Origin of the sequence: Streptomonospora nanhaiensis, assembly GCF_026642255.1 — a bacterium.
In the GTDB taxonomy this organism is placed as follows: domain Bacteria; phylum Actinomycetota; class Actinomycetes; order Streptosporangiales; family Streptosporangiaceae; genus Nocardiopsis; species Nocardiopsis tropica.
The window spans coordinates 4,306,855-4,330,570 of the sequence record NZ_CP113264.1 but is presented as its reverse complement, the minus strand read 5'-3'; the positions used below and the strand labels follow the sequence as shown (position 1 = coordinate 4,330,570).

Annotated in this window: 22 protein-coding genes; 11 read left to right on the top strand and 11 right to left on the bottom strand. The window is 71.9% G+C overall.

All coding sequences use genetic code 11. The annotated features are described in order from the left end of the window. Positions 1 to 24 precede the first annotated feature (24 nt). Positions 25 to 1,119, top strand: a complete 1,095-nt coding sequence (locus OUQ99_RS18800) for a peptidase C39 family protein (protein ID WP_267945084.1) — start codon at positions 25 to 27, stop codon at positions 1,117 to 1,119. 26 nt (positions 1,120 to 1,145) lie between these two features. Here the strand turns inward: OUQ99_RS18800 and OUQ99_RS18795 are convergent, their stop codons facing one another. Next, the gene (locus OUQ99_RS18795) at positions 1,146 to 1,286 is read right to left on the bottom strand and encodes a hypothetical protein (RefSeq protein ID WP_267945083.1); all 141 of its coding nucleotides are present in this window, start codon (positions 1,284 to 1,286) and stop codon (positions 1,146 to 1,148) included. Positions 1,287 to 1,327: 41 nt separating this feature from the next. Between OUQ99_RS18795 and OUQ99_RS18790 the strand changes: the two genes are divergently transcribed. Both OUQ99_RS18790 and OUQ99_RS18785 read left to right on the top strand, forming a co-directional pair. Then, a complete protein-coding gene (locus OUQ99_RS18790; protein ID WP_267945082.1) occupies positions 1,328 to 1,453 on the top strand; it encodes a hypothetical protein in 126 nt (41 codons plus the stop codon). A gap of 155 nt (positions 1,454 to 1,608) precedes the next feature. After that, positions 1,609 to 2,163 (top strand): hypothetical protein, encoded by a 555-nt coding sequence (locus OUQ99_RS18785; RefSeq protein ID WP_267945081.1) that lies wholly within the window; start codon positions 1,609 to 1,611, stop codon positions 2,161 to 2,163. Between the two features lie 236 nt (positions 2,164 to 2,399). Here OUQ99_RS18785 and OUQ99_RS18780 read toward each other — a convergent pair whose 3' ends face one another. Continuing rightward, positions 2,400 to 2,852 (bottom strand): hypothetical protein, encoded by a 453-nt coding sequence (locus OUQ99_RS18780; RefSeq protein WP_267945080.1) that lies wholly within the window; start codon positions 2,850 to 2,852, stop codon positions 2,400 to 2,402. A gap of 446 nt (positions 2,853 to 3,298) precedes the next feature. On the opposite strand from OUQ99_RS18780, the gene OUQ99_RS18775 reads away from it, so the two are divergent. Beyond that, positions 3,299 to 5,389, top strand: coding sequence for a serine/threonine-protein kinase (locus tag OUQ99_RS18775; RefSeq protein WP_267945079.1), 2,091 nt, complete (start codon positions 3,299 to 3,301; stop codon positions 5,387 to 5,389). Between the two features lie 207 nt (positions 5,390 to 5,596). Here the strand turns inward: OUQ99_RS18775 and OUQ99_RS18770 are convergent, their stop codons facing one another. Beyond that, positions 5,597 to 6,391 (bottom strand): SAM-dependent methyltransferase, encoded by a 795-nt coding sequence (locus OUQ99_RS18770; protein WP_267945078.1) that lies wholly within the window; start codon positions 6,389 to 6,391, stop codon positions 5,597 to 5,599. A gap of 536 nt (positions 6,392 to 6,927) precedes the next feature. Between OUQ99_RS18770 and OUQ99_RS18765 the strand changes: the two genes are divergently transcribed. Together OUQ99_RS18765 and OUQ99_RS18760 are read left to right on the top strand one after the other, a co-directional pair. Then, on the top strand, positions 6,928 to 7,728 hold the full coding sequence (locus OUQ99_RS18765) for a GNAT family N-acetyltransferase (RefSeq protein ID WP_267945077.1): 801 nt from the start codon (positions 6,928 to 6,930) through the stop codon (positions 7,726 to 7,728). A gap of 314 nt (positions 7,729 to 8,042) precedes the next feature. Then, positions 8,043 to 8,579 (top strand): class IV adenylate cyclase, encoded by a 537-nt coding sequence (locus OUQ99_RS18760; RefSeq protein ID WP_267945076.1) that lies wholly within the window; start codon positions 8,043 to 8,045, stop codon positions 8,577 to 8,579. 111 nt (positions 8,580 to 8,690) lie between these two features. Here OUQ99_RS18760 and OUQ99_RS18755 read toward each other — a convergent pair whose 3' ends face one another. The 3 genes from OUQ99_RS18755 to OUQ99_RS18745 form a co-directional block, all read right to left on the bottom strand. Then, positions 8,691 to 9,710 (bottom strand): LacI family DNA-binding transcriptional regulator, encoded by a 1,020-nt coding sequence (locus tag OUQ99_RS18755; protein ID WP_267945075.1) that lies wholly within the window; start codon positions 9,708 to 9,710, stop codon positions 8,691 to 8,693. Positions 9,711 to 10,290: 580 nt separating this feature from the next. Further along, complete coding sequence (locus OUQ99_RS18750) at positions 10,291 to 10,761, bottom strand: NUDIX domain-containing protein (RefSeq protein WP_267945074.1); 471 nt, start codon at positions 10,759 to 10,761, stop codon at positions 10,291 to 10,293. A gap of 24 nt (positions 10,762 to 10,785) precedes the next feature. Next, the gene (locus tag OUQ99_RS18745; protein ID WP_267945073.1) at positions 10,786 to 12,015 is read right to left on the bottom strand and encodes a helix-turn-helix domain-containing protein; all 1,230 of its coding nucleotides are present in this window, start codon (positions 12,013 to 12,015) and stop codon (positions 10,786 to 10,788) included. 163 nt (positions 12,016 to 12,178) lie between these two features. Between OUQ99_RS18745 and OUQ99_RS18740 the strand changes: the two genes are divergently transcribed. Both OUQ99_RS18740 and OUQ99_RS18735 read left to right on the top strand, forming a co-directional pair. Continuing rightward, positions 12,179 to 13,426 carry a methionine adenosyltransferase gene (locus tag OUQ99_RS18740; protein ID WP_267945072.1) on the top strand — a complete coding sequence of 416 codons (1,248 nt, stop codon included), beginning with the start codon at positions 12,179 to 12,181 and terminating at the stop codon, positions 13,424 to 13,426. Between the two features lie 4 nt (positions 13,427 to 13,430). Next, positions 13,431 to 14,333 (top strand): sulfatase-like hydrolase/transferase, encoded by a 903-nt coding sequence (locus OUQ99_RS18735; protein WP_267945071.1) that lies wholly within the window; start codon positions 13,431 to 13,433, stop codon positions 14,331 to 14,333. Positions 14,334 to 15,604: 1,271 nt separating this feature from the next. Here OUQ99_RS18735 and gltX read toward each other — a convergent pair. The 3 genes from gltX to OUQ99_RS18720 form a co-directional block, all read right to left on the bottom strand. Further along, the gene (gltX, locus tag OUQ99_RS18730; protein ID WP_267945070.1) at positions 15,605 to 17,020 is read right to left on the bottom strand and encodes a glutamate--tRNA ligase; all 1,416 of its coding nucleotides are present in this window, start codon (positions 17,018 to 17,020) and stop codon (positions 15,605 to 15,607) included. 154 nt (positions 17,021 to 17,174) lie between these two features. Next, entirely contained in the window at positions 17,175 to 18,242 is a 1,068-nt protein-coding gene (locus OUQ99_RS18725; RefSeq protein ID WP_267945069.1) for a DUF2332 domain-containing protein, read from the bottom strand. Further along, positions 18,239 to 18,739: an NUDIX domain-containing protein gene (locus tag OUQ99_RS18720; RefSeq protein WP_267945068.1), complete on the bottom strand. Its 501-nt coding sequence runs from the start codon at positions 18,737 to 18,739 to the stop codon at positions 18,239 to 18,241. Before OUQ99_RS18720 ends, OUQ99_RS18725 begins: the two co-directional genes overlap by 4 nt. 90 nt (positions 18,740 to 18,829) lie before the next feature. Here OUQ99_RS18720 and OUQ99_RS18715 point away from each other — a divergent pair, with 90 nt between their 5' ends. Genes OUQ99_RS18715 through OUQ99_RS18705 form a run of 3 tightly spaced genes read left to right on the top strand, consistent with a single transcriptional unit; the run spans position 18,830 to position 21,357 of the window. Then, on the top strand, positions 18,830 to 19,111 hold the full coding sequence (locus tag OUQ99_RS18715) for a hypothetical protein (protein ID WP_267945067.1): 282 nt from the start codon (positions 18,830 to 18,832) through the stop codon (positions 19,109 to 19,111). Next, entirely contained in the window at positions 19,104 to 19,865 is a 762-nt protein-coding gene (locus tag OUQ99_RS18710) for a GNAT family N-acetyltransferase (RefSeq protein WP_267945066.1), read from the top strand. Before OUQ99_RS18715 ends, OUQ99_RS18710 begins: the two co-directional genes overlap by 8 nt. A 28-nt stretch (positions 19,866 to 19,893) precedes the next feature. After that, entirely contained in the window at positions 19,894 to 21,357 is a 1,464-nt protein-coding gene (locus OUQ99_RS18705; protein ID WP_267945065.1) for a phytoene desaturase family protein, read from the top strand. 81 nt (positions 21,358 to 21,438) lie between these two features. Here OUQ99_RS18705 and OUQ99_RS18700 read toward each other — a convergent pair whose 3' ends face one another. Beyond that, positions 21,439 to 22,356 carry an AraC family transcriptional regulator gene (locus OUQ99_RS18700; RefSeq protein ID WP_267945064.1) on the bottom strand — a complete coding sequence of 306 codons (918 nt, stop codon included), beginning with the start codon at positions 22,354 to 22,356 and terminating at the stop codon, positions 21,439 to 21,441. A 70-nt stretch (positions 22,357 to 22,426) separates the two neighbouring features. Continuing rightward, positions 22,427 to 23,335 carry a zinc-binding dehydrogenase gene (locus OUQ99_RS18695; protein ID WP_267945063.1) on the bottom strand — a complete coding sequence of 303 codons (909 nt, stop codon included), beginning with the start codon at positions 23,333 to 23,335 and terminating at the stop codon, positions 22,427 to 22,429. Positions 23,336 to 23,716 lie beyond the last annotated feature (381 nt).

Sequence of the window (23,716 nt, the reverse complement as noted above, 5' to 3'; positions counted from 1 at the left end):
CCCGCACCCCACGAGGAGACCCCGATGCCATCCAGCCGCCCCGACGCGCCCGCCCGCGGCGCCGTCCTCCCGTTCGACCCCGCGGCCCGGCTCGCGCAGCTGGAGCGGATCGCGCCCGGCCCGGTCCTGGAGCGCTGGGAAGCGGTCGACCGCTCGAACCACGCGCCCCGGATCGTGGCCGTCCCCGACGCCGCAGGAGAGGGCTGGGCCGGCGCCGCGCTGGTGACCGCGCGCCCGCAGACCGCCTACACCAAGATCGTCGACGCCGTCGGCGACGTCCCCGCCGCCGTGGAGGCGGTCCTCGCCCACGCCCGCGACCAAGGGCTCGTGCAGGTCAAGTGGGAGGGATGGACGGCCGACTCCGCCGACGCCGCCGCCCTCGGCTTCACCCCGATGGAGGCCCCGCGCGGGACGGCGGACGGCGCCGCCCGCCCGCCCGCGGGCTACGTGCGCTGGCTGGACGGGGGCGGTGACGGGACGGCGGAGCCTCCGTACCACCGCCAGTCCACGAACTTCACCTGCGGCGCCGTCGTCGCCTTGCTCGCCCAGGTCCAGGCGGGGGCGGCGCCCCGCGACTCCCTCGACCGCACGGCGGAGCTCACGCTGTGGCGCGGCGCCACCAACTTCCCCGCCTGCGAACCCGTCGGACTGGGCGTCGCCGTGCGCCGGACCTGGCCGGCCTCGCCCGTCACCGTCTTCCTCGACACGGACCGGTCCGTCCTCCTCGACTCCTACACCGAGGCCGAACAGGAGTGGCGCGCCCTCCTCCAGCAGGCGTCGCGGACGGACGCGGCCCGGGCCGGGGTCCCGATCGACCCGCACCGCCTCACCCTGCCCGAGCTCCGCGGCGCGATCGACCGGGGCGACCGCGTCCTGCTCCTGCTCTCCCTGGCCGTGATGCTGGGCTTCGACGTGCCGCACTGGGTCCTCTGCCACGGCGCCGTACCCGGCGCCGTCGTGATCGAGGACCCGTGGACCAACGACACCACGGGCGACACCTGGGTCGACGCCCACCTGCTGCCCGTGCCCGACGCCGCGCTCGACGCGATGGCGGCGGTGGAGCGGGGCGGCCACCGCGGCGCCGTGGTCATCGGAGCGCCTGAGGCGGCGGGGGAGTAGCTCGTTCGTGGAGGGGGCCGTAGCGATCACCCCTCGACGCGGTAGGCGCGGGCCTGGATCCCGTACAGCTCGGCATAGCGTCCGCCGAGCTCCATGAGCTCCGCATGGGTGCCCTGCTCGATCACCCGCGCCCCGTCCATGACGACGACGAGGTCGGCCGTGCGCACGGTGGAGAAGCGGTGTTGCCGGGCAGTGTTCCGGCAGAGTCATGCCCGTAGGAGCTTCGAGGGGCGGGGGCATCGCGTTGCGTGTGGCGGTGGGCTTGGGGGAGGGTGGCGTGGTCGGCGTGGTGGAGCAGTTCGACGGCGGGTTCGCGCACGACCCGACCACCTGATCCGAACAGGTACGCGCGGTCGACCACGACGCCACGCTCGAGAACGAGCCCGGTGAGGCCGGTGTCAGGGAAACACCGGATTTCGACCGGACCGCGGACAGGACCCGGGTCGGCCAGATCGGACCCGGGCCGGCGACCCCGAGGAATGCACCCGCATGACAAGCAGTGCTCAGCAGCTGATCGACACGGCACGTCCCGCACCGCCGGCCGCCCCGTTCGACTGGGGACAGGTCAGGCTCCGGCTCGGGGCGCCCGTGCCGCAGGACTACCGCGAGCTTCTCGACGCCGGGGGCGGCGGACTGTGGCTCGGTTTCGTGAGGCTCTACGTTCCGGCGCCCGGCCCCGGTCTCCGGCACGTCGATCTCGAACGGTCGGGATTGGAGTTCGAACAGCTCCAGGACCTGTTCGAGGACGGGGTCGTGGGGCCGCCCGACGACCTCCGCCCCGGTTCCAGGCTGCTGCCCTGGGCCTCGACCGGCACGGGGGTCACGCTCTACTGGCAGGTCTCACCCGGGACGGCGGCCGAGGCGTACCCGATCCGGGTCTCGGACCGCGACGGCGACGTGTGGGAGAGGCACGACCTGCCCGCCACCGACCTCCTCCTGGGACTCGTCCGGGGTGAGGTGCGCGGTGAGCTGCTCGACGGGTCGGGGACGGAACGCGACGCGCTCTTCACGCCCTACGCCGAGGAAGGGGCGCAAGGTGGGTGACGGGCTGCTCACCGGGGTTCTCCCGCCCCGTCCCCCGGTGTGGTGATTCGCCTGCGACCGGCGGTGTGGCCCGCCCCGGGGCATCCGGCCCGAGCCCTGGTGCGTCACCGGGATCACCGCGGCCGCGCCCTCCTCCTGCTCCACCTGCAACGGCTCCACCCATACGACGTGAGAAAACCCCGGTGGGGCCCCGCTCGCACGAGGCCCCACGACGTGCCAGGCCCTGCTCAGCGGTTTCAGTGGGCCCTGCCCATGAAGGTGACGGTGCGGGAGCTGTGCTCGCCCGTGCTGTCCTCCAGGGTGAGGGTGTAGGCCCACCACCGGCCCGACTCCGGTGAGGGGCAGGAGTCCGTGACACCCGTGGCCAGGTGTGCCGGGAGAGAGACCCTCTCGCCACCTCTCTCGGCCAGGGCGGAGGGGCCCGACTCGCGTGGTGACGCGGCGTAGCGGCACGTCGAGGCGAGGTTCAGGTCCAGGGGCTCGTCCGTCCCGTTGAGGAGGCTCACCTCCCACGTGACCCTTTCCTCTCCGCCGACGTCCTCGTGGGAGATGCTCAGGAGCTGCAGCCTGATCCCGTCGCCGTACTCGAAAGGCCGGTTCGCCGGTACGAGCAGGTACCTGGCGCCGACTGCGAGGATGATGAGGGCGAGCACGAGGGTGAGTGCGGTCCACGGCGCGAGTCTGCGCACGATGCCCTCCAGGGGACGGTGGCGCCGAAAGCGCCGGGGGTGCGCACACCCTACGGTGGAACGTCCGGTGCCGGAGACATGGGAGCCTTTCCCACACGTGGTTCCGGCAACACCCGCCGCCTTCCCGACAGCGGATGACGCAGGCAGGGAGATGTCCGGTTCTCGTCGAGGTTTTCTCGTTGCCGGCACCGATCGTGCCCGGCGCCGTCGGCTGTCGAGCCGGACTCGGAAGGCCCCGCACTCGGACAGGAACGTGCGTACGGCACACGTGAAAGGCGAGGGCCGGCGCGGATTTCTCCGCGCCCGCCTGATCACCGCTGGTCGAGAACGCGGTCGCGGCCGGGAGGAGGAATCGGCCCTTCCGCACGGATCGCCGCGGCGCTATACACGTCTGAGGAGCGGATCCCGGGCCCCGCGAGGGGACGGGCGACAGGGCGTGGTGGGTCATGGACGCGGAGACCGGCGAGATCGGCGGATACCGGCTCCTGGAGGAGATCGGCCGGGGCGGCTTCGGCGTCGTCTACCGGGCCCAGGCCCCCGGCGGCGGCCCCGCGGCGGTGAAGCTCCTCCACGCCGGCGCGGGCGCGGACCCGGGGCTGAGGGAGACGTTCGCCCACGAGGTGGCGGCGGCACGCAGGGTCAGCCCGTTCTGCGTGGCGCGCGTCCTGGACGCCGACCCGCACGCCGAGCGGCCCTGGATCGCCAGTGAGTTCATCGAGGGCCGCACGCTCACGCAGGAGATCGGGGCGCGGGGCCCGCGCCGCGGCGCGGACCTGCACCGCCTGGCCGTGTCCACGGCCACCGCGCTGACGGCGATCCACCGGGCCGGCGTCGCCCACCGGGACTTCAAACCGGACAACATCATGATGGCGCCGGACGGCCCCAGGGTCATCGACTTCGGGATAGCGCGCTCCTTCGAGAACACGGCCTTCCAGGCCACGGCCAAGGTCGGGACCCTGCGCTACATGGCGCCCGAACGGCTGAACGACGCCCCGTACCTGACCCCCGCGGTGGACGTCTTCTCGTGGGGCGCGGTGATGGTCTACGCGGCGAGCGGGCGGCACGCGTTCGAGGGGCGCACCCCGGTCGCCGTGATCACGAGGATCCTGACGGGCGACCCCGACTGCTCGGCAGTCCCGGAGGAACTGCGCGGACTCGTCGTCCGGTGCCTGGACAGCGAGCCCGACCGGCGACCGACCGCCCACCAGGTGCTCAACTCCCTGCTGGGACTCGGCGCGGACGACACGGACGTCGAGACCGCGCTGGTCTCGGGCAGGACCGCGGCGACCGGGGCGGCCGGGACGCTGCCGACGGAGGACATCCGCGGCGTCCCGACACTGCGGGAGACCCTGAAGCTGACGGAGGAGCTTCCGGGCCCCGGGGTGCGGCCCGGACGCCCGTACGGGTTCGCCGGCGGGTGGTACCGCTCGCTCGGCGGCTTGGCCGAGGCCTTCCACGCGGACACGGACGCCGCGTGCGAGCTGTTCGGGGACCCGGACGAACGGGCCGACCTGGCCGCGTGGATCGCGGAGCACCCGGGGGACACCGGGATCGACCCGGACCTGCTCCGCCGACAGCCGGTGGACGTCGAGCTGGCGGTCCTGCGGTTCGTCGCCCGGGTCCGACCGGACCTGCCGCCGAGGTACCGGGGGACCGACGTGGGACTGTCCGGAGCGCGGGCGACGGCCGCCGGACGGGCGGACCCGCTGGACGACGACGTCGACCTGCCCCTGAACGCGGCCGAGGCGGCGGCCGGGTGCGACTGCCGGGAACCCGGCCACCCGTGCCGCCCCGGGCAGGGGTGTGACGAGTACCGGCGCATGATCAGGGCGGCGCGGTCCGCGCTGGCCCTCTACCTCCGGGAGAGCGAGCGCTACGCCGCAGTGCTGTCCCCGGCCGAGCCCCGGTCCCGGACGGCGTTCGACCGTAGGGCGGACGGCGGCCTGTTCCTCCGGGCCGTCCTGGCCCCGGACGAGTGGCGGCGCGCGGTCGGGCGGGACCGCGACGCCCTGGACCCGTCGCTGCGGCGGTACCTGCCGACCGAGCCGCCGACCGGGACCCCGCAGCCGGTGTGGGCGTGCCACGGGCTGGTGGTCCGTGTGCTCCGCGAACTCCTCGCCCGACTCGACTCCCGGCACCGGAAGCTGAGCGAGAGGATCGAACGGCGGGAGGCGTTCGCACTGGCGCTCAGGCGCCGGAACACGCAGCACACGTGGGCCCGCCTGATCGCGGCGGGTGCGGCGTGCCTGTTCGCCCTCCCGCTCTACTTCAGCGACGACCGGGCGGTGGACGCGGTCACGGGAATGGCGCTGACGGCGTTGCTCTGGTCGGTCTTCTTCCTGCTCGGTTACGCCCTGGTGATGATCGCCGCCGACTCCCACAAGATGCTGCACCCCCCGCCGTCGGACAGGATGAGGAAGAAGTACCGGTCCACCCGGGGATGGCGGAACAAGGCGCGCCAGGCGGAGGAGGACGCCGCTCGGCTCCGCCGGGAACTCGTGGAACTGGACGGGGTTCGCGAGCGGTTGCCCGCCTGAGGCGGCCCGGACCACTCGGGGCCCGAGCCGGCACGCGCTGCTGGAACGCGACGGCCGGGACGGTGCCGTCGCCGCGGCGGTGGACACGGTCGGAGGGACGACGAACGCGTGCTGGCGGTACACCGGGGCACCGCGGTCGTGCGTCGGGGGAGGGGCGCGTCCGAGCGGGGAGCCCGGACGCGCGGGGGCGGGGGACCGTGCCCGGGCTCAGGGCTTGCGGGCGACGCCGCCGTACTGCGCGATCTCCCCGGCAGCGCCCGCCCCGGTCGTCCCGGGCCGCCAGAACGGGACGGAGACCACGCCGGGCTCCAGCAGCTCCAGGCCCTCGAAGAAGGCGCCGATCTGCTCCGGGGTGCGCAGGTGGATGGGCTGGGCGGCGTTCTCGTTCCAGGCCCTGGCCGCCTCCACGATCTGCCGGCTGGTGTCGGTGCTGTCGCACAGGGCGAGGAAGCTGCCCGCCGGCAGGGCGTTCACGTAGGCGCGGGCCACGGCGTAGGTCCGCCCGTCGGCGGGGAAGTGGCCGAGCACGCCCATGAGGACCAGTCCGATCGGCCGGGTGAAGTCCAGGTGCTCGCGTGCCCGGGCCAGCAGCGCCTCCGGGTCGAGCAGGTCGGCGTCGAGGTAGGCGGTGGCTCCCTCCTCGGTGCTGGTCAGCAGCGCACGGGCGTGCGCGAGCACCAGGGGGTCGTTGTCGGCGTAGACGATCCTGGCCCCGGGGGCGATGGCCTGGGCGACCTCGTGGGTGTTGTTCGCGGTGGGCAGGCCGGAGCCGATGTCCAGGAACTGCCGGACGCCCTCCTCCCGGGCCAGGTGGGCGACCGCGCGGGCGAGGAACCGGCGGTCGGCGCGCATGAGCTCGACGATCTCGGGAGAGGCCTGTTCGACCTGCTCCCCGAGGGCGCGGTCCACCGGGTAGTGGTCCTTGCCGCCCAGCCAGTAGTTCATCACCCGTGCGGAGTGGGGGACGGTCGTGTCCAGGGGGACGCGGGGGGTGTTCGTCATGGGAGTGCCTTCCGGCTCGGCGGACGATCCGGGGACACGGTCGTCCTTCTCGTTCGCGCATCTTCTTCGCCGTCGGGGAAACCCTGCCACACAAGGGTTTTCGCGGCCATCACCCCGTCGGCCACGTGCGTTCGGCGTGCCTCGACACGGGACCTGGCCAGGAACCCCCTCCGTGCGCGGCCGGACTCCGGCGCCCGGTGGACGGGGTGCGGGGCCGACGCAGGGCCCGGCCGGACCGTGTTCCGCCCCTGTGCGGGAAACGGGGCTCAGTAGTCGTCGTTTCCGTGGGACGAGGAGCTTTCGGAGGAGGGGACGGGCCACGGTCGTCCCCCGGTCTCCTTTCCCCTCCACACTCGCGCTCATCCGTTCCGATACCGATCCGTGCCCGCCTCCAGGTCACAGATCGGACGAACCGGCCGGTAACCGGGGGACGGTCGGGGATCGTGGAGCCGGAGCACGCACGCGGCCACGGGCCGGGGCGGCGCCCCACGCCCGGCCGGACGGGCTCCCCCCTCCCCACCGCTCGAAGGGTTCCGATGACTGATCGCACGGAGTCGATCGAATCGATGCGGCAGCTCGCCGCGGCCTGGCGCACCATGGTGCTCGACCGCGACGCGGACGCCGACGTCCGGGACCTGCCCGGCATCGCCGTCCGCTGGGCCGACTGCCGGTTCGCGTTCTGGAACTGCGTCACGCTGACCGACGTCGGCGCGGACGCGGCGCTCGTCGAGGAGCGTCTGACCGGGGCGGCGGAGATCATGCGCTCCAAGGCCCGTCCGGGGTTCCTGTGGCTGTTCGAGGACCTCCTCGGCGAGGACGCGCGGGAGGGGGTGCGGGCGACCGCGGAGAGGGCCGGCCTGGAGTTCGCCTTCTCCGGCACCGGCATGGCCGGGGACCTCCTTCCCGTCGCCGAGCCGTCCCACCCCGACCTGGTCTTCGTGCGCGTGACCACCGAGGAGCGGCTCCGGGAGTACGCGGACCTCAACTCGCGCGCGTACGGGTTCCCGCTGGAGGACGGCCGCGACGGGCTCCTCGGGTCCGCGCTGTGGAAACAGGGGGTGTACGCCTACCTCGGCCTGCGCGACGGCGTCCCCGTGACGTGCGCCGCGACGGTGGAGGCGGAGGGCCGCCTGTTCGTGGCGCTCGTCGCCACGCACCCGGACTGGCAGCGCAGGGGCTACGGCGAGGCGGTCACGCGCAAGGCGCTGCACGAGGGCGGGCGGGCCACCGGCCTGACCCGCGCGACCCTGCACGCGACCGAGGCGGGGGCGCCCGTGTACCCCCGCATCGGCTTCCGGCCGAACTCCCCGGTGCACTTCTACGGTCTGAAGGGCTGAGCTCCCCGGCGTGTCCGGGGCGGACCTCGCGCCCGGGCTGCGGCGAGGAGCGCCGGAACGAGGCGAGCGGCGGGCCCGGGTACGAGGACCCCTGAGCGGCGAACCCGCCGCTCGCTGATCGAGAACCCAGGAGAGAGGGTCCCGGGAATCCTCGGGGACTTCCGGTCGACGGGAAAGACATCCTGAGCAGCAGTTCCGGGGACGCCCCGAAAGGGACGTGTGTTCGCATTCCGGCGCTGGACGGGCCGAACCCCGGACGCCGTCGTGAGCCTTCACTACGCTCGCCCCGACAGCGCTGCGAGGAGAGGCCGAGGATGCGGGAGATCGAGGCGAAGTACCGGGTGCACGACCCGGAGGCGGTCCTGACCGCGCTCCGGGAGGCCGGGGTGACCATGGGGGAGCCGGTACACCAGGACGACACGGCCTACGCGCCCCCCGGCTGGGATCCGGGGCAGGGCAAGCGCGGCTTCACCTTCGCCCGCCTGCGCACCGAGGACGGCGTGCACATCGTGACGGCCAAGACCCCGCTGGCGAACGCGATGGAGTGCGTGGAGCACGAGACGGCCGTCGCCGACCGGGACGGGATGCACGGTGTCCTGACCGCGCTGGGCTACGTGCCGAGCGTGCGGATCGTCAAGAGCCGTCGGACGGGCCGGTCCGGTCCGATCGCGGTGTGCCTCGACGACGTGCGGGGAGCCGGGGTGTTCCTGGAGCTCGAGGTGCTGGTCGACGACGACCGGGACGGACGGGCGGCCCAGGAGGAGTTGGACGCGTGGGCGCGCGGACTCGGGACGGACCTGGAGCGGGTCACGGAGACCTACGACGTCCTGGTGCGCCCCGTGCCCGCCTGAGGCCCGCGGCGGTGCCCCGCGGCCCCGCTCCCGTGGCCGGAGGGCACCGCGCGGCGAGTGCGGGTCGGACTGCACGACGCCTCGCGACGTGATGTCGCTGTGCCGGGGCCCTCACCGGGGGAGGCGGAGGGGCCCGCTGCTCTCCCGGGGCACCAGCTCTCCGCCGGGGAGCATCTCCTCGGCCACCGGTGCGCCCTCGACGGCCCCGATGAGCAGGGCCGCCGCACGACGGCCGTATCCGACGATGTCGCGGCGGACCGCCGTCAGGGCCGGCCTCACCAGACGGCACAGGAGCGAGTCGTCCCAGGCCACGATGGACAGCTCGGAGGGGACCGCGACGCCCATCTCCTCGGCCACCGCCAGCCCGCCCACCGCCATCACGTCGTTGTCGTACACCAGGGCCGTCGGGCTCTCGGGCAGGGCCAGGAGGCGCCGGGTGGCACGCGCGCTGTGCTCCCCGCTGCCGTCGGTGTGCACGACCACGGCCCGGTGGCCGAGGTCGCGCGCGGTCTGCTCGAAGGCCTTGGCCCGCGCGTGCGCGTGGGCGAGGTCGGCCGGCCCCGCGACGTGGGCCAGGCTCGTGTGCCCCAGGGCGACGAGGTAGTGCATGACCTCGTTCATCGTGGGGTGGTCGTCGACCGGCAGTGACAGCGTGCCGTTCCCCTCCATCGCGGCTCCGAGGACCAGGGCGGGCACGGCGGGCGAAGACGCGGGGGGCCGTCCCATGCGCTCCTCGGCCAGGAGCACACCGTCGACACGGCCCCGGGTCTCCCAACGGCGGCGCGGAGAGCCCTCCCCGTCGGGATCGGAGTGCACGATCATGTCCATCCCGGTGGAGGCGAGTGTGTGCTGGACCCCCTCGACCAGGAGCGCGAAGGAGGAGTGGCTGCCCCAGAGGCGGCCCGCCCGGCGTGTCACCAGTCCGATGGTGGCCGTCCTGCCGCCCGAGGACAGGGCGCGCGCCGGGCCGCTGGGCGACCAGCCGAAGTCGCGGGCGGTGGCCAGGATGCGCTCGCGGGTCTGCGCGGAGACACCGGGGCGGCCGTTGAGGGCGTAGGACACCGCTCCTTTGGAGACCCCCGCCGCTCTGGCGATGTCCATGATCGTCGGGCGCCGCATCATCGAGCCCATCGGTACTCCTGTCGGGTGTGTCCGGTCGCGGCACGGGGCCTGAGCGGGTCAGGGCGTGCGGGGTCGGGGCGCGGTGATCTTCGCGACGGCCTCGCGGGTGAGTTCGCGGTCCGCGGGTTCGGGGTCCAGCGCCCGGTGGATCCCCGCCCCCTCGATGAGGGCGTCGAGCAGGCGGGCCGTGCGCGCGTCGAAGTGGCGCTCCAGAGGGAACGGATCGCTGTTCTGTCTCGGTTGAGGTCGTACAAGCGTGCCAGAACCTCAGCACGAACTTTCCCGACCCAGCGCCTCAGCGCTCCATACGAGGTGCTGAACCTGATGTGGCGGTCCAAGACCCGCGACAAGGGACGAAGCCTCGCTGGACAAGGCACGTGCGCTGGTGGGATCTCCTGCCGCTGGACAGTGCGTCGGCAGAGGTGACCACCTCGATGACCGCACATCGGAGCCCTGGGCCCGGGGGAGGCCGGGCCGGTTCCGCGGTTGCGGTGGCCCGCCCGGTTTTCATCGGTCCTCGCATGCGCACTTCACTCAGGAAGAACGGAGTGCTTCGTCAACGCGCCCCACCTCCCCTGTGAGTATGCGTCTACAAGACGGGCTCGCCGTTCTCCAGGTAGACCGTTGTGCCCTCCTGGCGTGCGCGTGCGCCATGGGTGATCCTGCGCGCGAGACGAAGGATCGTTGCCGCCTCGATCGTGGCTACGTCGTGGAACTCGTATCCGGTCAGCTCGGCCGGAGCGAGGGTGATCTGGTCCAGCCACCCCTGACCCAGCACTCCCCCGTCGAAGATGAACAGCTGCTTGTCTCCTTCGGAGGGGTTGGGTGCCCAGTCCACGACCAATAGCCGTCCGATGGGTGGAGCGATCCCCAGTTCCTCCTTCACCTCGCGCACTGCGGCCTGGGTCGGTGTCTCACCGTGCTCGATGTAGCCGCCGGGGATATCCAGGTAGTCCTTGTAGGAGGGAACTACCATCATCACCTGACCGAGGTGATTGAAGAACAGGGCACCTGCGGCGACCCGGGGGCGGGAGAAGGATTCTGTGGGATCAGAGACCATGCTCCGACAATAACGGCCTTCGCGTCAGAACATCCCCATCCGGTGCGCCAGATCCGCCAGCCTCCGATCCCGCCTCCCCGCCTTGGTTCGCATCATGCGTACCACGATCTGATGGCTCGTCACGTGCCGGTGGACATGGGAGACGGCCAGTCTCTCCGCCTCGAGCATGCGCTCAACGGCTGACGGAATCTGGTTGACGTCCGCGAACGCTCCGGCCACGTCGAAGAGATGACGTACCCGCCTCTCCCGTGGCAGGGCCGCGGTATCGACACCAACTCCCAGTTCGAGGACAGCACGCGGATCTCCGAGGCTGGCGGCAACGGTCGCTCTGTGCAGGAGCACGTTGGTCGGCCCGAACGCCGTCCACAGATGGTTGGCGTCTCGCCCGAGCCGGGAAGCAACGCGTTCGGCTTCCTTCAGGTACTCCATCGCGCTGGCACGATCCCCGTTGCGCGCTGCGGCCACGGCTCCCGGCAACAACAGGGTGCCGTAGACGGATAACAGTCGCGTATTGGTGGGACGACTGCCCTGCTCCCGCCGCAGGTACGAAGCGGCTTCCCCTGTCAGCGCGACAGCCGTCTCATGTTGTCCGCGTGAGTGGAGGGAGTGCACCCCCGAACGCATCAGGGAACCCTGCAGGGGCAGATCGCCGTAGTCGAAGGCCGCCTTCATTCCTCGCTCCGTCGCGATCCAAGCCAAATCTGGTTCTCCGACCTTGGTGAGGATCATCGCGCACGCCTGACAAGCCAGGGCGAGCAGAGCTCCGGCCCGCCGCCTCTGCTCACCTTCGTAGACACGCACCGCGGTCTGCGCCTGAGCGAGGAGGTCGGGGAGCCCACGAAACACCCGGCTGTAGTCGGATGCTTGGTAGGCGCCCATGACTGTTTCCGCCTCGTTTCGAAGAAAGCGCAGGTCCGGTTGCTCACCGTTGTTGTCGGCGAACGGGAAAACCGGGCTGATCTGGCGGTAGTCCATCAAGACTGACCGGATCTGTGCGACATGCACGTCCGTTTCCTCATGGTGCCCATGGTGCGAGTGGTCTCCGATCAGAGCGATGAGGGGAACGCCGAGGGCCTCGGCCAGTGAGCTGATCACCGAAAGTCGGTCCAAGGGCGCCCGGTCGTTCTCGACCTTGCCCAGCCAGTCGGCCGTTCTCCCGACCAGACCCGCCAGCACCTCTTGAGAAAGGCCGCGTCGGAGCCGGTGCCAGGCGACCCGCTGGCCGGGGCTGAGCTGAGGGGAGCTCGGCGGCATCAGAGCCCTTCCTGAACACCCCGGAATTTCTTTCCGGGTTACGCGGAGAACGTGGCCTTAACTTCCTAACACCCCGCCTGGCCGCAGAGAAGGCCCGGCCATCCCTCTTATCTGAAATTCCCTTGAAGCTCGTTAACGGACTCGATCAAAGAGGAGACAGTCAATGCACATAACCTGCCACGAAGTCCTCGTTCCCAGCACGGACTCCGGGTTCAACGTGGTCGAACGCAAGGGCATCGGCCACCCCGACTCGCTCGCTGACCTCATCGCGGAGGAGTTCTCCCGCCGCTACTCACTTCACGGACTCGACCGGTTCGGAGCGGTTCCGAACCACTGGGTGGACAAGGTCGCCCTGGTCGGCGCAGAGGCTGAGATCGTTTTCGGCCACTACACGGTTCACAAGCCCATCAGCGCGTACCTGTTCGGCAAGGTGACGCGCTCAGTGGGTGACCGGTCTATCCCGATCGAGGGCATGTTTCGGGCGGTGGTCGAGGACGTCCTGGCCGAGGCGACCGGTAGTGAGGACATCGTCCGTTCCGTGCGCAGCTTCGTGGAGAACACCGCTGGCGTAGGCGCGGACCACCTCTCCTCGTTCTACCGTCCCTCCGCTGGCGACGAGTGCCGTGTTCCGGGTGGCGGCGCGCTGGCCAACGACACGGCCTTCTGTAGCGCCTACGCCCCTGCCGATCCCTTGGACGTTCTGGCAGTCGACGTAGAGAACCACGTCAACGGTTCCTCCTTCAAGGACGGGCTCGACGGCCTCGGTTCCGACGTCAAGGTGATGCTGGTCCGGTCGGGGAGCGTGTTGGAGGTGACGGTTTGCCTTCCGGTGCACCCCGAGGCGGTCGGCTCGCACCGTGAGTACACGGCCCTGGTAGCCGAGGCGTATGGCCGCCTCGACGCCTTCATCAACGAGCATCCGATTGTCCGGCGGCAACCGTGGCTGACCCGGTTGAGCGTCAACACCAAGGACCACGGCCGTAACGCCTACCTGGCACCCTTTGGGACCTCGCTGGGTAAGGGCGATTGCGGGCTTGTCGGGCGCGGCAACAAGGCCAACGGTGTCATCTCCGCCAGCGGCGGTGCGGGAGTGGAGGCCCTGGCCGGGAAGAACCCCATGCACCACACCGGCAAGCTGTACACGCTGGCCGCTGCACGTCTGGCGGACCGAATCCACGCCAAGCTCGGTGTGCCCAACGAGGTCGTGCTCGTGTCGCGCAACGGCGATCGCCTGGAGGACCCGTCGTTCGTGGGCGTTCGACTGGCACCGCGTGACAGCCGTCTCGAACGCGATGCCGTCGAGGAGCTAACCATCGCGACTCTGGCCGAGCTTCCGCTGCTTTCCGAGCGCCTGCTCGCGCTGTCCCCGATGGATCGCTTCCGCGACCCGTCGCTGGTCCTGGAGGTGTGAGCCGATGGCGAACATCGACCTTGCCGAGCGCAGCGTCGTTCTGGTCACCCTGGACTCGTGTCGCTACGACGTCGCGGCGAGCGCGCACACCCCGAATCTGGTGAAACTCGGCCCACTACTGAAGGCCGAGAGCCCGGGAACCTACACGCTCCCCGCCCACGCTGCCTTGTTCAACGGCTTCCTGCCCCGGCCGGTCTCAGGGCCCCTCACACTCGGCGAAAACAGCGTGGAGTCGATCTGGCGTTCGGCCGTCGCCCGACCCTCGAATCGCCATGCCGCCGTTCCCTTCGACGGGCCCACGCTGATGGCGCACTACAGCGGGAAGGGCTACCGGGTGGTGGGCGCTGGGGGCGTCACCTTCTTCGACTCCTCGGATCCGGCCAACGGCCTGCCGAGGTTGTTCCCGGAGTTCCACTACTTCGGACGGGCCTCCCGCGCCCCGGCCACTCCAGAGGCCCGTGTCGCCGAGCGCGGCAAAGACCTCCCGTTGGCCCACACCCGGACGCTTGCGGACCTGTGTCTGAAGGCCGCACGGTTCTTCCTGTTCGTCAACTGCTCCAGCACGCACATCCCCTACACGACCCCGTTCAGCCCTCTCACCGAACGGAACAGGGGCCTTCTTCGACGCCTCTACCAGCTGCACGACTTCCAGCAAGACGCTTCCGACGATGACCTCCTGACCGCTGAAGACATCGGAGTACTCCTGGACATGCAGAGGCGCGCCCTGGAGTGGGCCGACACCCGCTTGGGCGACCTGTTCTCACGGCTGAGCACACGACGCCCATTGGTGGTGGTCTGCGCCGACCACGGCGAGGAGTTCGGAGAGGGCAGCAGGTTCGGCCACGCACACCCGCATCCGACGGTCGCCACGGTGCCCCTGTGGTGCGGCGTGTTGGGCGGGGGATAAGCCGTGGCCGTCCTCCAACCCTGGTTCACGCATCCTGCACTCATCACGGCTTCCTCCGAGGGTGTCAGGACACGGTTGGGCGTCTCTCCCAACCACGCGTCCTTCCGCGCCGGCGTCCTTCGAACCCATCTACTCACCGCGCTTTTGGCCCACAGGGCCGCACAGCATCTTGGTGTCCGTACACGGGTAGCGGTCCGGTGGGACGACAGCGACAGCCTGCGCAGCCGCGACGAACACCGACCACGGCTTCTCCGAGAGCTCACGCAGGTGGCTCAGATACCGGTCGAGGAAGAACAGCGGGTCTTCCGCCAGAGCCAGAGAGGCGACCGGTACCAGCAGGCCTTACAGCGGCTGGATATCCAAGGTCTCCTGGTGACGCGCCGAGGACTTCCCTGCCTCGATGTGGCGGCCGTGGATCAGCTCATGGCCGGACAAGGCGTCTGCCCCAAGGCCTTGACCACCTCGGTGGCCGTGAACACGACCACGGCCCTCTGCCCGGCGCAGGAGACGGTTCCGCTCATGCGCGGTGACGGGCGGGCCCTGTGGCATCTGGCCACAGTCGTGGACGACATCGAACAGCGCACGACCCTGATCGTGCGAGGCACCGACAAACGCGACGCCATGCCCGTCCAGGTCCGCCTGTACTGGGCCCTAAACGAGGGAAGGTGCCCTCCGGCGCACCTGTTCCTGCCCAAACTGCTGGAGCCGGGGTCTGTAGTACCTCGCATCTCAGGCCTGCTCGAACAGGGAGTCAGACCCTCGACGCTGCGGTGCTTCCTCGCTGAGCCGTACCTGGGCCAACTGCAACCAGCTGCACTGCCGGTCAGCTTCTCCGCCCTGGTGGGCCAGGTCCGAACGGTTCTTCCCCGGCACGGGGACAGCCTTCTGGACGAACGACGTCTACGGTCTTTGGACCGGAAGGTGTCCGTCACCCTCACTCCAGAGGTGGCCAAACAGGAACTGGATGACCGCTGTCCGGGGACATCCCCGCGCGTCACCGCGTGGATCACCCGGTGCTACCCGCGGCCGCTGTCCCAACAGGTCCGGCTGTGCCGGGCACTCACCGACATCGAGATCAACCATGAACCGCCTCCCGACCAGGCGGAGGAGGCATGGTGGTGGCTGGACGCATGGTCACGCGACATGGCGAAGGGCCCGCCTCCGCATCCGGTCCGCTGGGTGCTCACCGGGCAACGGGACGGGCCCGCAGCTTCAGAACTCCTTGAGGTTCTACCTCAGGAACTGATGGACTCGCGGCTGGCCTCGGCCCGTCAGGCGTTGAGCCGCTCCAGCGCCGCGCGCAGGCGCTCCAGTGTGCGCTCGCGGCCCAGCAATTCCAGTGACTCGAACAGCGGGAGCCCGACCGTGCGACCGGTCACCGCCACCCGTACAGGCGCCTGAGCCTTGCCGAGCTTGAGCCCTTGGGCGGCCCCGGCCTGCTCAAGGGCTCCCTTGAGGGTTTCAGCGTCCCAGGTCAGGCTCTTGTCGGAGAAGGCCGCGATCGACGCGGTGAGCATCTCCGCGCCGATCCCGGGCTTCATGGCCTTGGACCAGCTCTTCTCGTCGAAGACCGGGGTGTCCAGGAACAGGAAGTCCACGTTCGGCACGATCTCGCTGAGCACCGTCAGGCGGCTCTGCGCCAACGGGGCGATAACGGCGAACACGTCCGGGTCGAAGTCCTCCGCGCGCCAGGGCACTCCCTCGCCTTCAAGGTAGGGGGCGCACCGTTCGGCGAACTCGTCTGCCTCCAGGGCGCGGATGTAGTCGCCGTTGAAGGCCCGCAGCTTCTTCTCGTCGAAGAACGCAGGGGAGGAATTGACGTCGGCCAGGTCGAAGAGCGGAATCATCTCCTCGATCGGCATGATCTCGCGGTCCTCGCCGGGAGCCCATCCCAGCAGCATCAGGTAGTTGACCATGGCCTCGGGGAGGTAGCCCTCGGCCTGGTAGGACTCCATGGCGACCTTGTCACGCCGCTTGGACAGCTTCTGGCGCTTGTCGTTCACCAGCACCGGGGCGTGCGCCCATACCGGCGGGGTGTGTCCCAGCGCCTCCCACAGCAACTGCTGCTTGGGAGCGTTGGACAGGTGCTCCTCGCCCCGAATGACGTGCGTGATGCCCATCTCGACGTCGTCCACCACGTTCGCCAGGACGAACAGGGCGGTGCCGTCACCGCGGGCGATGACGAAGTCCTCCAGGGCCTCGTGCGGGAACTCCACCCGGCCTCGGATCCGGTCCTCGACCACGGCCGGTCCGCCCTCGGGGATGCGGAAACGCAGCGCCCGCCCGGGCCCGGTCTCCAGACCGAGGTCGCGGCAGAACCCGTCGTAGCCCAGGTTGGGGTTGTCCCGCCGGGCCTGGACCTGCTCGCGGGCGCAGTCGCAGTAGTAGGCCAGCCCTTCCTTCAACAGGCGCTGGGCGGCCTCGGTGTGCTTGTCCGCGTAATCGGTCTGGGAGTAGGGACCCTCGTACTGGGTGGCGTCCACGCCCATCCACGCCATCGCCGCCAGAATGCCCTCGGTCCATTCGGGGCGGGAGCGGGCGGCGTCGGTGTCCTCGATCCGCAGCACCATGGTGCCGCCGGATTGTCGCGCGACCACCCAGTTCAGCAGCAGTGACCGGGCATTGCCCACATGGAACATACCGGTCGGGGAAGGCGCGAACCTGGTGCGAATCGAGGTCTCAGTCACACGGGGGATCCTATCCCCGAGAATGCCGCCCCTGCTCAGTTGTCGTCACTTCGCCCTGTCGGGGACTTCGGGTGTGATCCGGGGACACTTCAGTCGCCACGGTCTTCCCGGCAGGGCCGCTGCCCGAAAGGCGCCCACTGCCGGCCGGCGGCCTTCACCCCCGGTGGTGCCATTCCAGCCAGGCGCCGTGCGGGTGGTAGCCGCCCAACACGACCTCGGTGCGGGCCAGGCCGCCGTCCAGGTCGGTGAACCGCAGTCGCGGCTCCTCGACGGGTTCGGCGCGCAGCCACAGGATGCGCCTGCGCTCCGAGAGCCTGCGCAGCAGGTCCCGGTGCTCGGCGCGCGCCCGGGACGTGAAGTGCGCGGTGACGGCGGTGTGGTAGACGCACACCACCGCGTCCACGGGAGCCTGTTCGAGGAGGGCGGGCAGGTGCTGGGAGGCGGTGCCCCGGTGGAGGGTCGGGAGTTCCCCGGTACGGGCGGCGGCGAACGCGGTGTCCAGACGGGCCGCGCGGTCGGGGTGGTCCGGCCAGACGAGGGACCGCAGCCAGGCGCGGTCCTCGGCGTCGGCCAGGTTGAGGGGGTTGAGGTCGATCCCGGCACGCCAGGCGATCTCGGGGCCGCGGTCGAGCGGGGGGCGGTGGGGCCCGCGCAGTTCGCTCCTCAGGAGGAGGGGGGAGTCGGGTGCGCCGGCGGTGGTCCCGTCTCCGTAGGAGTAGGCGTAGCGGTCCGGGACCAGGGTGAGCCCGGCGGAGGGGCCGATCTCGATCGCGGCGAGCGGCGCGCCGGCGTGGCGGCGGACGGCGGTCAGGGCCGGGTAGAGGTAGGAGCACCGGCCGACCTCGTGGGTCTGGACCAGGCGGGTGGTGACGATCTCCGCGATCCGGTCGCGGTGCCGGGTGAGGAACGCCCGCAGGTCGGGCCACGGGTCGTCGACCTGCGGGTCGGGGGCCGGCCGCCCGGTGAGGGTGGGGTAGAAGCGGGCCAGCGCGTGGCCGGGGTCTCGGCGGGCGAGCAGGTACTGCACCGCGCCCAGCAGCAGGGAGGGCGGGTTCTGGCCGTCGGCGGCCCGGGAGGCCAGGTCCAGGGCGCAGGGGTCGGTGGCGCAGGCGGTGGCCATGGCCGCGTGGACGGGCGCGTACCCGCCGCCGGCGCGGCGCTCGGCGATGTCGGTGAAGGCCGCGGCCACCGCGGCGGCGCGGTCGGTGCCGGGCGCGGTCAACGGTCCTCCTCCAGCGCGTGGTGGCCGTGCTCGAGGTAGACGGTGGTGCCGGACGTCCGGGCGGCCAGGGCCGCGGTGGCGCGGCGGGCCACGTGGGCGGGGAGCAGGTCGCCGAGGCGTCCGGGTTCCACCCACGCCCAGCCCGACAGCTCGTCCGGGGGGAGGCGCGGTTCGGCGCCCTCGGGCAGGTGGGCGGTGAACAGCCACTGGAGGGCGGCGGTGCGCTCGCCGGAGGACGGGACCCAGTCGACGGCGGCCAGGTGCGTCACGGTGGCCCGGACGCCGAGTTCCTCGGCCAGTTCGCGGCGGCACGCGGCCAGCGGGGACTCGCCGTGTTCGACGATGCCGCCGGGGAGGCCCCATGGCCGGTCGGGCTTGTAGGCGCGCTCCACCAGCAGCACCTGTCCGCCGGGGGAGAGGATGAGCGCACCCGCCGCGCCCCGGGTGGCGGGCAGGCGCGCGTAGAACTGCCGCTCTGCTGCGGTGTCGTGGCTCACCCGGTCGAGCCTAGACGAGTCGTCCCCCCGGGCCGGTGGCCGTGGACCGTTGGGGACCGCGGCACCGACCGCAGTCCGCTGTTCGACGTCATGGTGGCGCTGGACCGGCCCGACCGAGCGCAGGCGCCGAGCGCAGGCGGCGTCTCCTTCGCGGCCCGGGAGCTGCCGCGGCGCCCGAAGGAGGCCGACCTGTTGTTCGCCTTCGTACCCTCCGACGGGAAACCGGAGCTCGCCCTGACCTGCAACAGCGAGATCTTCCGCGCGGAGCGCGCCCGGGGCCTGCTGGAAGGCCTCTGCCCTATTCTCGACGCCATGGCCGGCAACCGGCCGGTGGCCCGGATCCTGGACCGTGAGGAAACCCCGTATGAGTGACCACGACCTGTTGGCGGGGCTCGACGGCGAGCGCCGGGCCTCGGGGGACAGCACCGGCCGGGGAGGCGTCGTCCGCGAGCACGCGGCGGACGGTTCCGAGCGCCGGATCGTCTACGCGCGCTGCGCCCCCGGGGAACTCGACGGGGTCATCCGGGAGGAGGTCGACCTCGCGCGCCGGACGCCCTACACCCTGGAGTGGAAGGTCTACGGCCACGACACCCCCGCCGACCTGGGCGAGCGGCTCACAGCCGCGGGTTTCGAGCCCGACGACCGGGAGAGCGTGCTGGCGCTGGCGGTCGAGGGGGCCGACCCGGCGGCCTTCGACCCGCAGGGGCGCGACATCCGGCGCGTCGTGGACGAGCGGGGCCTGGACGACTACGCCGGGATCGCCGCCGCCCTCGGCCGGCGCGACGTGGAGCAGGAGCGGCGCAGGCTCGCCGAGGGTCTGCGGAGGGCACCGGAGGCGATGAGCGTCCACATCGCCTACGAGGACGGCCGCCCCGCGGCCTGCGGCCGGATCCACCTGCGGCCGGGCGGCCCCTACGCCGAGCTGGCGGGCGGGCGCACCCGGCCCGAGCACCGCAAGCGGGGCCTGTTCACCGCGCTGGTCGGCAGCAGGCTGAGGGAGGCAAGGGAGCGGGGGCGCACCCACGTCCTGGTCGACGCCCTGCCGACCTCGGAGCCCACGCTGCGCAGGCGCGGCTTCGAGCCGGTGACCTGGACCCGGCCCTACGTCTACGAACCCGGCGCCTGAAGGCCGCCGGGGTGTGGAAGGGGAAGGCATGAGCGAGGACGTCGCCGTGGTGGGGAGCGGGCCCAACGGCCTGGCCGCAGCGGTCACCATGGCCCGGGCGGGCCTGTCCGTGACCGTGTACGAGGCGGCGGAGGACATCGGCGGCGGCCTGCGCACCTCGCCGCTGTTCCGTGACGACGTGGTGCACGACATCTGCTCGGCAGTGCACCCGATGGCGGCGGCGTCCGCGTTCTTCCGCGAGTTCGACCTGGCGGCCCGGGGGGTGGAGCTGCTCACGCCGCGGATCAGCTACGCGCACCCGTTGGAGGGCGGCCGGGCGGCGCTGGCCCACCACGACCTCGACGCCGCCTGCGCGGGCCTGGGCCGTGACGGGCGAGCCTGGCGGGCGCTGATGGGACCGCTGCTGGAGCACAGCCGCGCGGTGGTGGACTTCGCACTGGGCCGGCAGCGCAGCCTCCCCGCCGACCTGCGCGCCCCGCTGCTGCTGGGGCTGGGCATGCTGCGCCACGGCACCCCGTTGGCCCGGCACGCCTTCGCGGGGCCGGAGGCCGCGGCGCTGCTCGCCGGGGTGGGCGCCCACGTGGTCGGCCGCATGCCCACGCCCTCCTCGGCCGCGGTCGCCCTCCTGCTGGGCCATCTCGCCCACGGCTCCGGCTGGCCGGTCCCGCGCGGCGGGAGCGCGCGGATCGCCGAGGCGATGGCGGCCGACGTCCGGGCCCACGGCGGAACCCTCGCCACCGGGCAGCGGGTCGACGACCTCAGACAGGTCCGAGGCGCGCGGGCCGTGTTCCTGGACCTGTCCCCGAAGGAGTTCCTGAGGATCGCGGGCCCGCTGCTGCCCGGCGCCTACCGCGCGGGCCTGCGCGCCTTCCGGTACGGCCCCGGGGCCGCCAAGGTCGACTTCCTCACCTCGGAGCCGATCCCCTGGGCGAACCCGGAGGTGGGGGCGGCGGGGACGGTCCACCTCGGGGGCCGCCAGGGGACCGTGTTCCGGCAGGAGTCCCTGGTGGCCCGGGGCAGGCCGGGGGAGGTGCCGTTCGTCCTGGTCGTGGACCCGGCCGCGGCCGACCCCGGGCGCGTGGGCGCCGGGGGGCACCGGCCGGTGTGGGCCTACGCGCACGTGCCCCACGGGGACCCCGCCGACCCCGCCGAGCTCGTGACCGCCCGCATCGAGCGGTACGCGCCCGGGTTCGCCGACACCGTGGTGGCGCGGAGCTCCCGGAGCGCGGCCGACCTGGAGCGGTACAACCCCAACTACGTGGGCGGCGACATCGCCTCCGGTGCGATGACCCTCAGGCAGACGCTGCTGCGGCCCGTGCCCCGCTGGGACCCGCACCGCACCCCTCTGCGCGGCGTCTACCTGTGCTCGGCGTCCGCCCCGCCCGGACCCGGTGTGCACGGCATGGGGGGCCACCTGGCCGCCAGGTCGGCGTTGCGCCACGAGTTCGGCGTGCGCACGCCTCCGGCGCTGTCGCCGGCGCCCCCGGGGTAGGGCGTGTCCGTCCGGGCCCCGGCCCGGGGACGGCCGGACCGCACCCGTGCGCAGGTGTCGCCGGTGACCTCCTACCCGCGATCACCGGCGAAACCGGGAACGGTACTCCCCGGGGGCCGTGCCCCGGGCACGTCTGAAGGCACGGCTGAAGGCGTGCGGCGAGGCGTAGCCCACCGCGCCGGAGATCGACTCGACCGGCTCGTCGGTGTCGCGGAGCCGGACGGACGCCAGGTCGATGCGCCACTGCGTCACGTACGCGCCCGGCGTCTGTCCGAGGGCGGACCGGAAACGCCTGGACAGCGTCGCCCGGGAGACGCTCGTCGCGACGGCCAGGGCCTCCGTGGTCCAGGGGCGTTCCGGTTGGGCGTGGACGCGTGCCAGGGCGTCGCGCACGACCGGATCACGCATCGCTCCCAGCCATGAGCCGGACCGCGCCTCCGGATGGCGCTCCAGCCAGGCGCGTACGAACTGGACGAGCAGGAGGTCGACGATGCTGTTGACGGCGGCGGCGGTGCCGATCTGCGGCTGTGCGAGCTCCTCGGCGAGAAGTTCGGCGGTCCTCCCGAACTGCGTGTTCTGGCGGGCTGTGACGTGCATCGGCCGGGCCAGGGAGGTGAGCACCGGTGTGCTCACCTCCGGGTCCTGCTCATAGTGCAGGACGATCACCTCCGCCTGTGCCGGCTCCGAGCCCAGCCGCAGGGCCCGGCCGTCGCCGAAAGACCGGGCCGCCGCCTCACGGTCGCAGGAACCCATGGTCACGCCGGCGCCGCCGGCTATCCCGTGCGCGGTGCCCGGCGGCACCAGGACGGCGTCTCCGGCCTGCACCCGAAGAGGTTTCTCGCCTGAGGCGTGCAGCCACACCGTGCCGCGAGAGACCACGTGCAGTGTCGCTCCCGGAGAGGCGTCCAGCCACAGGCCCCAGGTTCCTCCGGCCTTCACCATGACCCCGAGTGCCCCACGCGAACCCGAGACACGCAAGACCTCCGCCAACACGTCCATGGGTCCATTCTCGTCCGCGCCGCGGACCGCCCGCCGACGGGCGACGGCGCACGTTCCTTCGTTCACAGCTTCAGGCCACGTCGAGAACGACCTTTCCGTGCACCTTCCGCGCGAACAGCGCCTGGACGGCGTCGTCCACGTCCCGCCAGTCGCCTCGCAGGCCGACCGGCGCCGAGAGCCTCCCGGCGGCCATGAGGCCCAGCAGGTCCGCCAGTTCCCCGCTGGTCGGTGTCATGTCGCCGTAGGTGGCGATGCTGCGGGGTTCACCGAAGCCGAACAGGGCCCCTGGCGGGAACGTGGTCTCCTGCCCCGAGGAGTAACCGACCACGTGGATGGTGCCGCCCTCGGCGAGCGAGTTCCACGCCCGGGCCACCAGCGGCCCGCCGACCGTGTCCAGGACGAGGTCGAACCGGTCCCCGGTCTCGGCCAGGTCGGTCAGGACCTCGTCGGCGCCGAGTTCGCGCAGTCCGGCGGCCCGGTCCGGCGAACCGACGAGTGCCGTCACCCGGGCGCCCGCCAGCGCCGCCAGCTGGACGGCGAAGTGCCCCACGCCCCCGCTGGCGCCGGTGACCAGGACGTTGCGCGCCAGCAGGGAGCGCTTGCGCAGCACCCGGAACGCGGTGACTCCGGCGATCCCCAGCGCGGCGGCGTCGGCCAGGTCCACCCCCTCGGGAACGGCGCCGAGCGAGGCCGGGTCGACCGCCACACGCTCCGCCCACGCGTGGGGGGTCATTCCCAGCGCGACGCGCGTACCTTCGGGCGGCCCCGAGCCGTCGGATGCGGCGCGCACCACGACGCCGGCCGCGTCGTGACCGTGCACGGCGCCGGCCGGCCACTGGTGCACGTAATTCAGCTCTCCGAAGTTGAGGCCGATGTGCCGTATCTCCACCAGCGCCTCACCGGTGGACGGTACGGGCTCATCGACATCGGCGAACCGGATGGGACCGGCCTCGCCGTGAGCGACCACGAGGGCGCGCATAGTGTGTGCTTCCTTCTGTCGTCGATAAAACGGAACGCTCGGCGCGGCAGTGGGTCAAATACGCAAATAACGTACTGCCGACTTCTTGAAATCCTACGCAGGACCGGGGTGGCGGCCAGCCCCGGGAGAATCAATCAGTTGACGATCTGTGTCAGAGCGACTCGCGGCGCGACGAGCCCTGTGTCCCTCCGGCGGACGGCGCTGTGAGGGGCGAGGGACGGCCGGACGGCCCGGCGCGGCCGGCCTGGGGGCATGCGTCCGGCGCCGGTGCTTCGGCGGGCGGAATCGCCCGCCACGGGTCGCGATGATCACGGCAGGGGCTCCGCCGCAGGGAATTCCGTTATTCGCTGCGACAAAGCCTCGATGGGTTGTCAGCACACG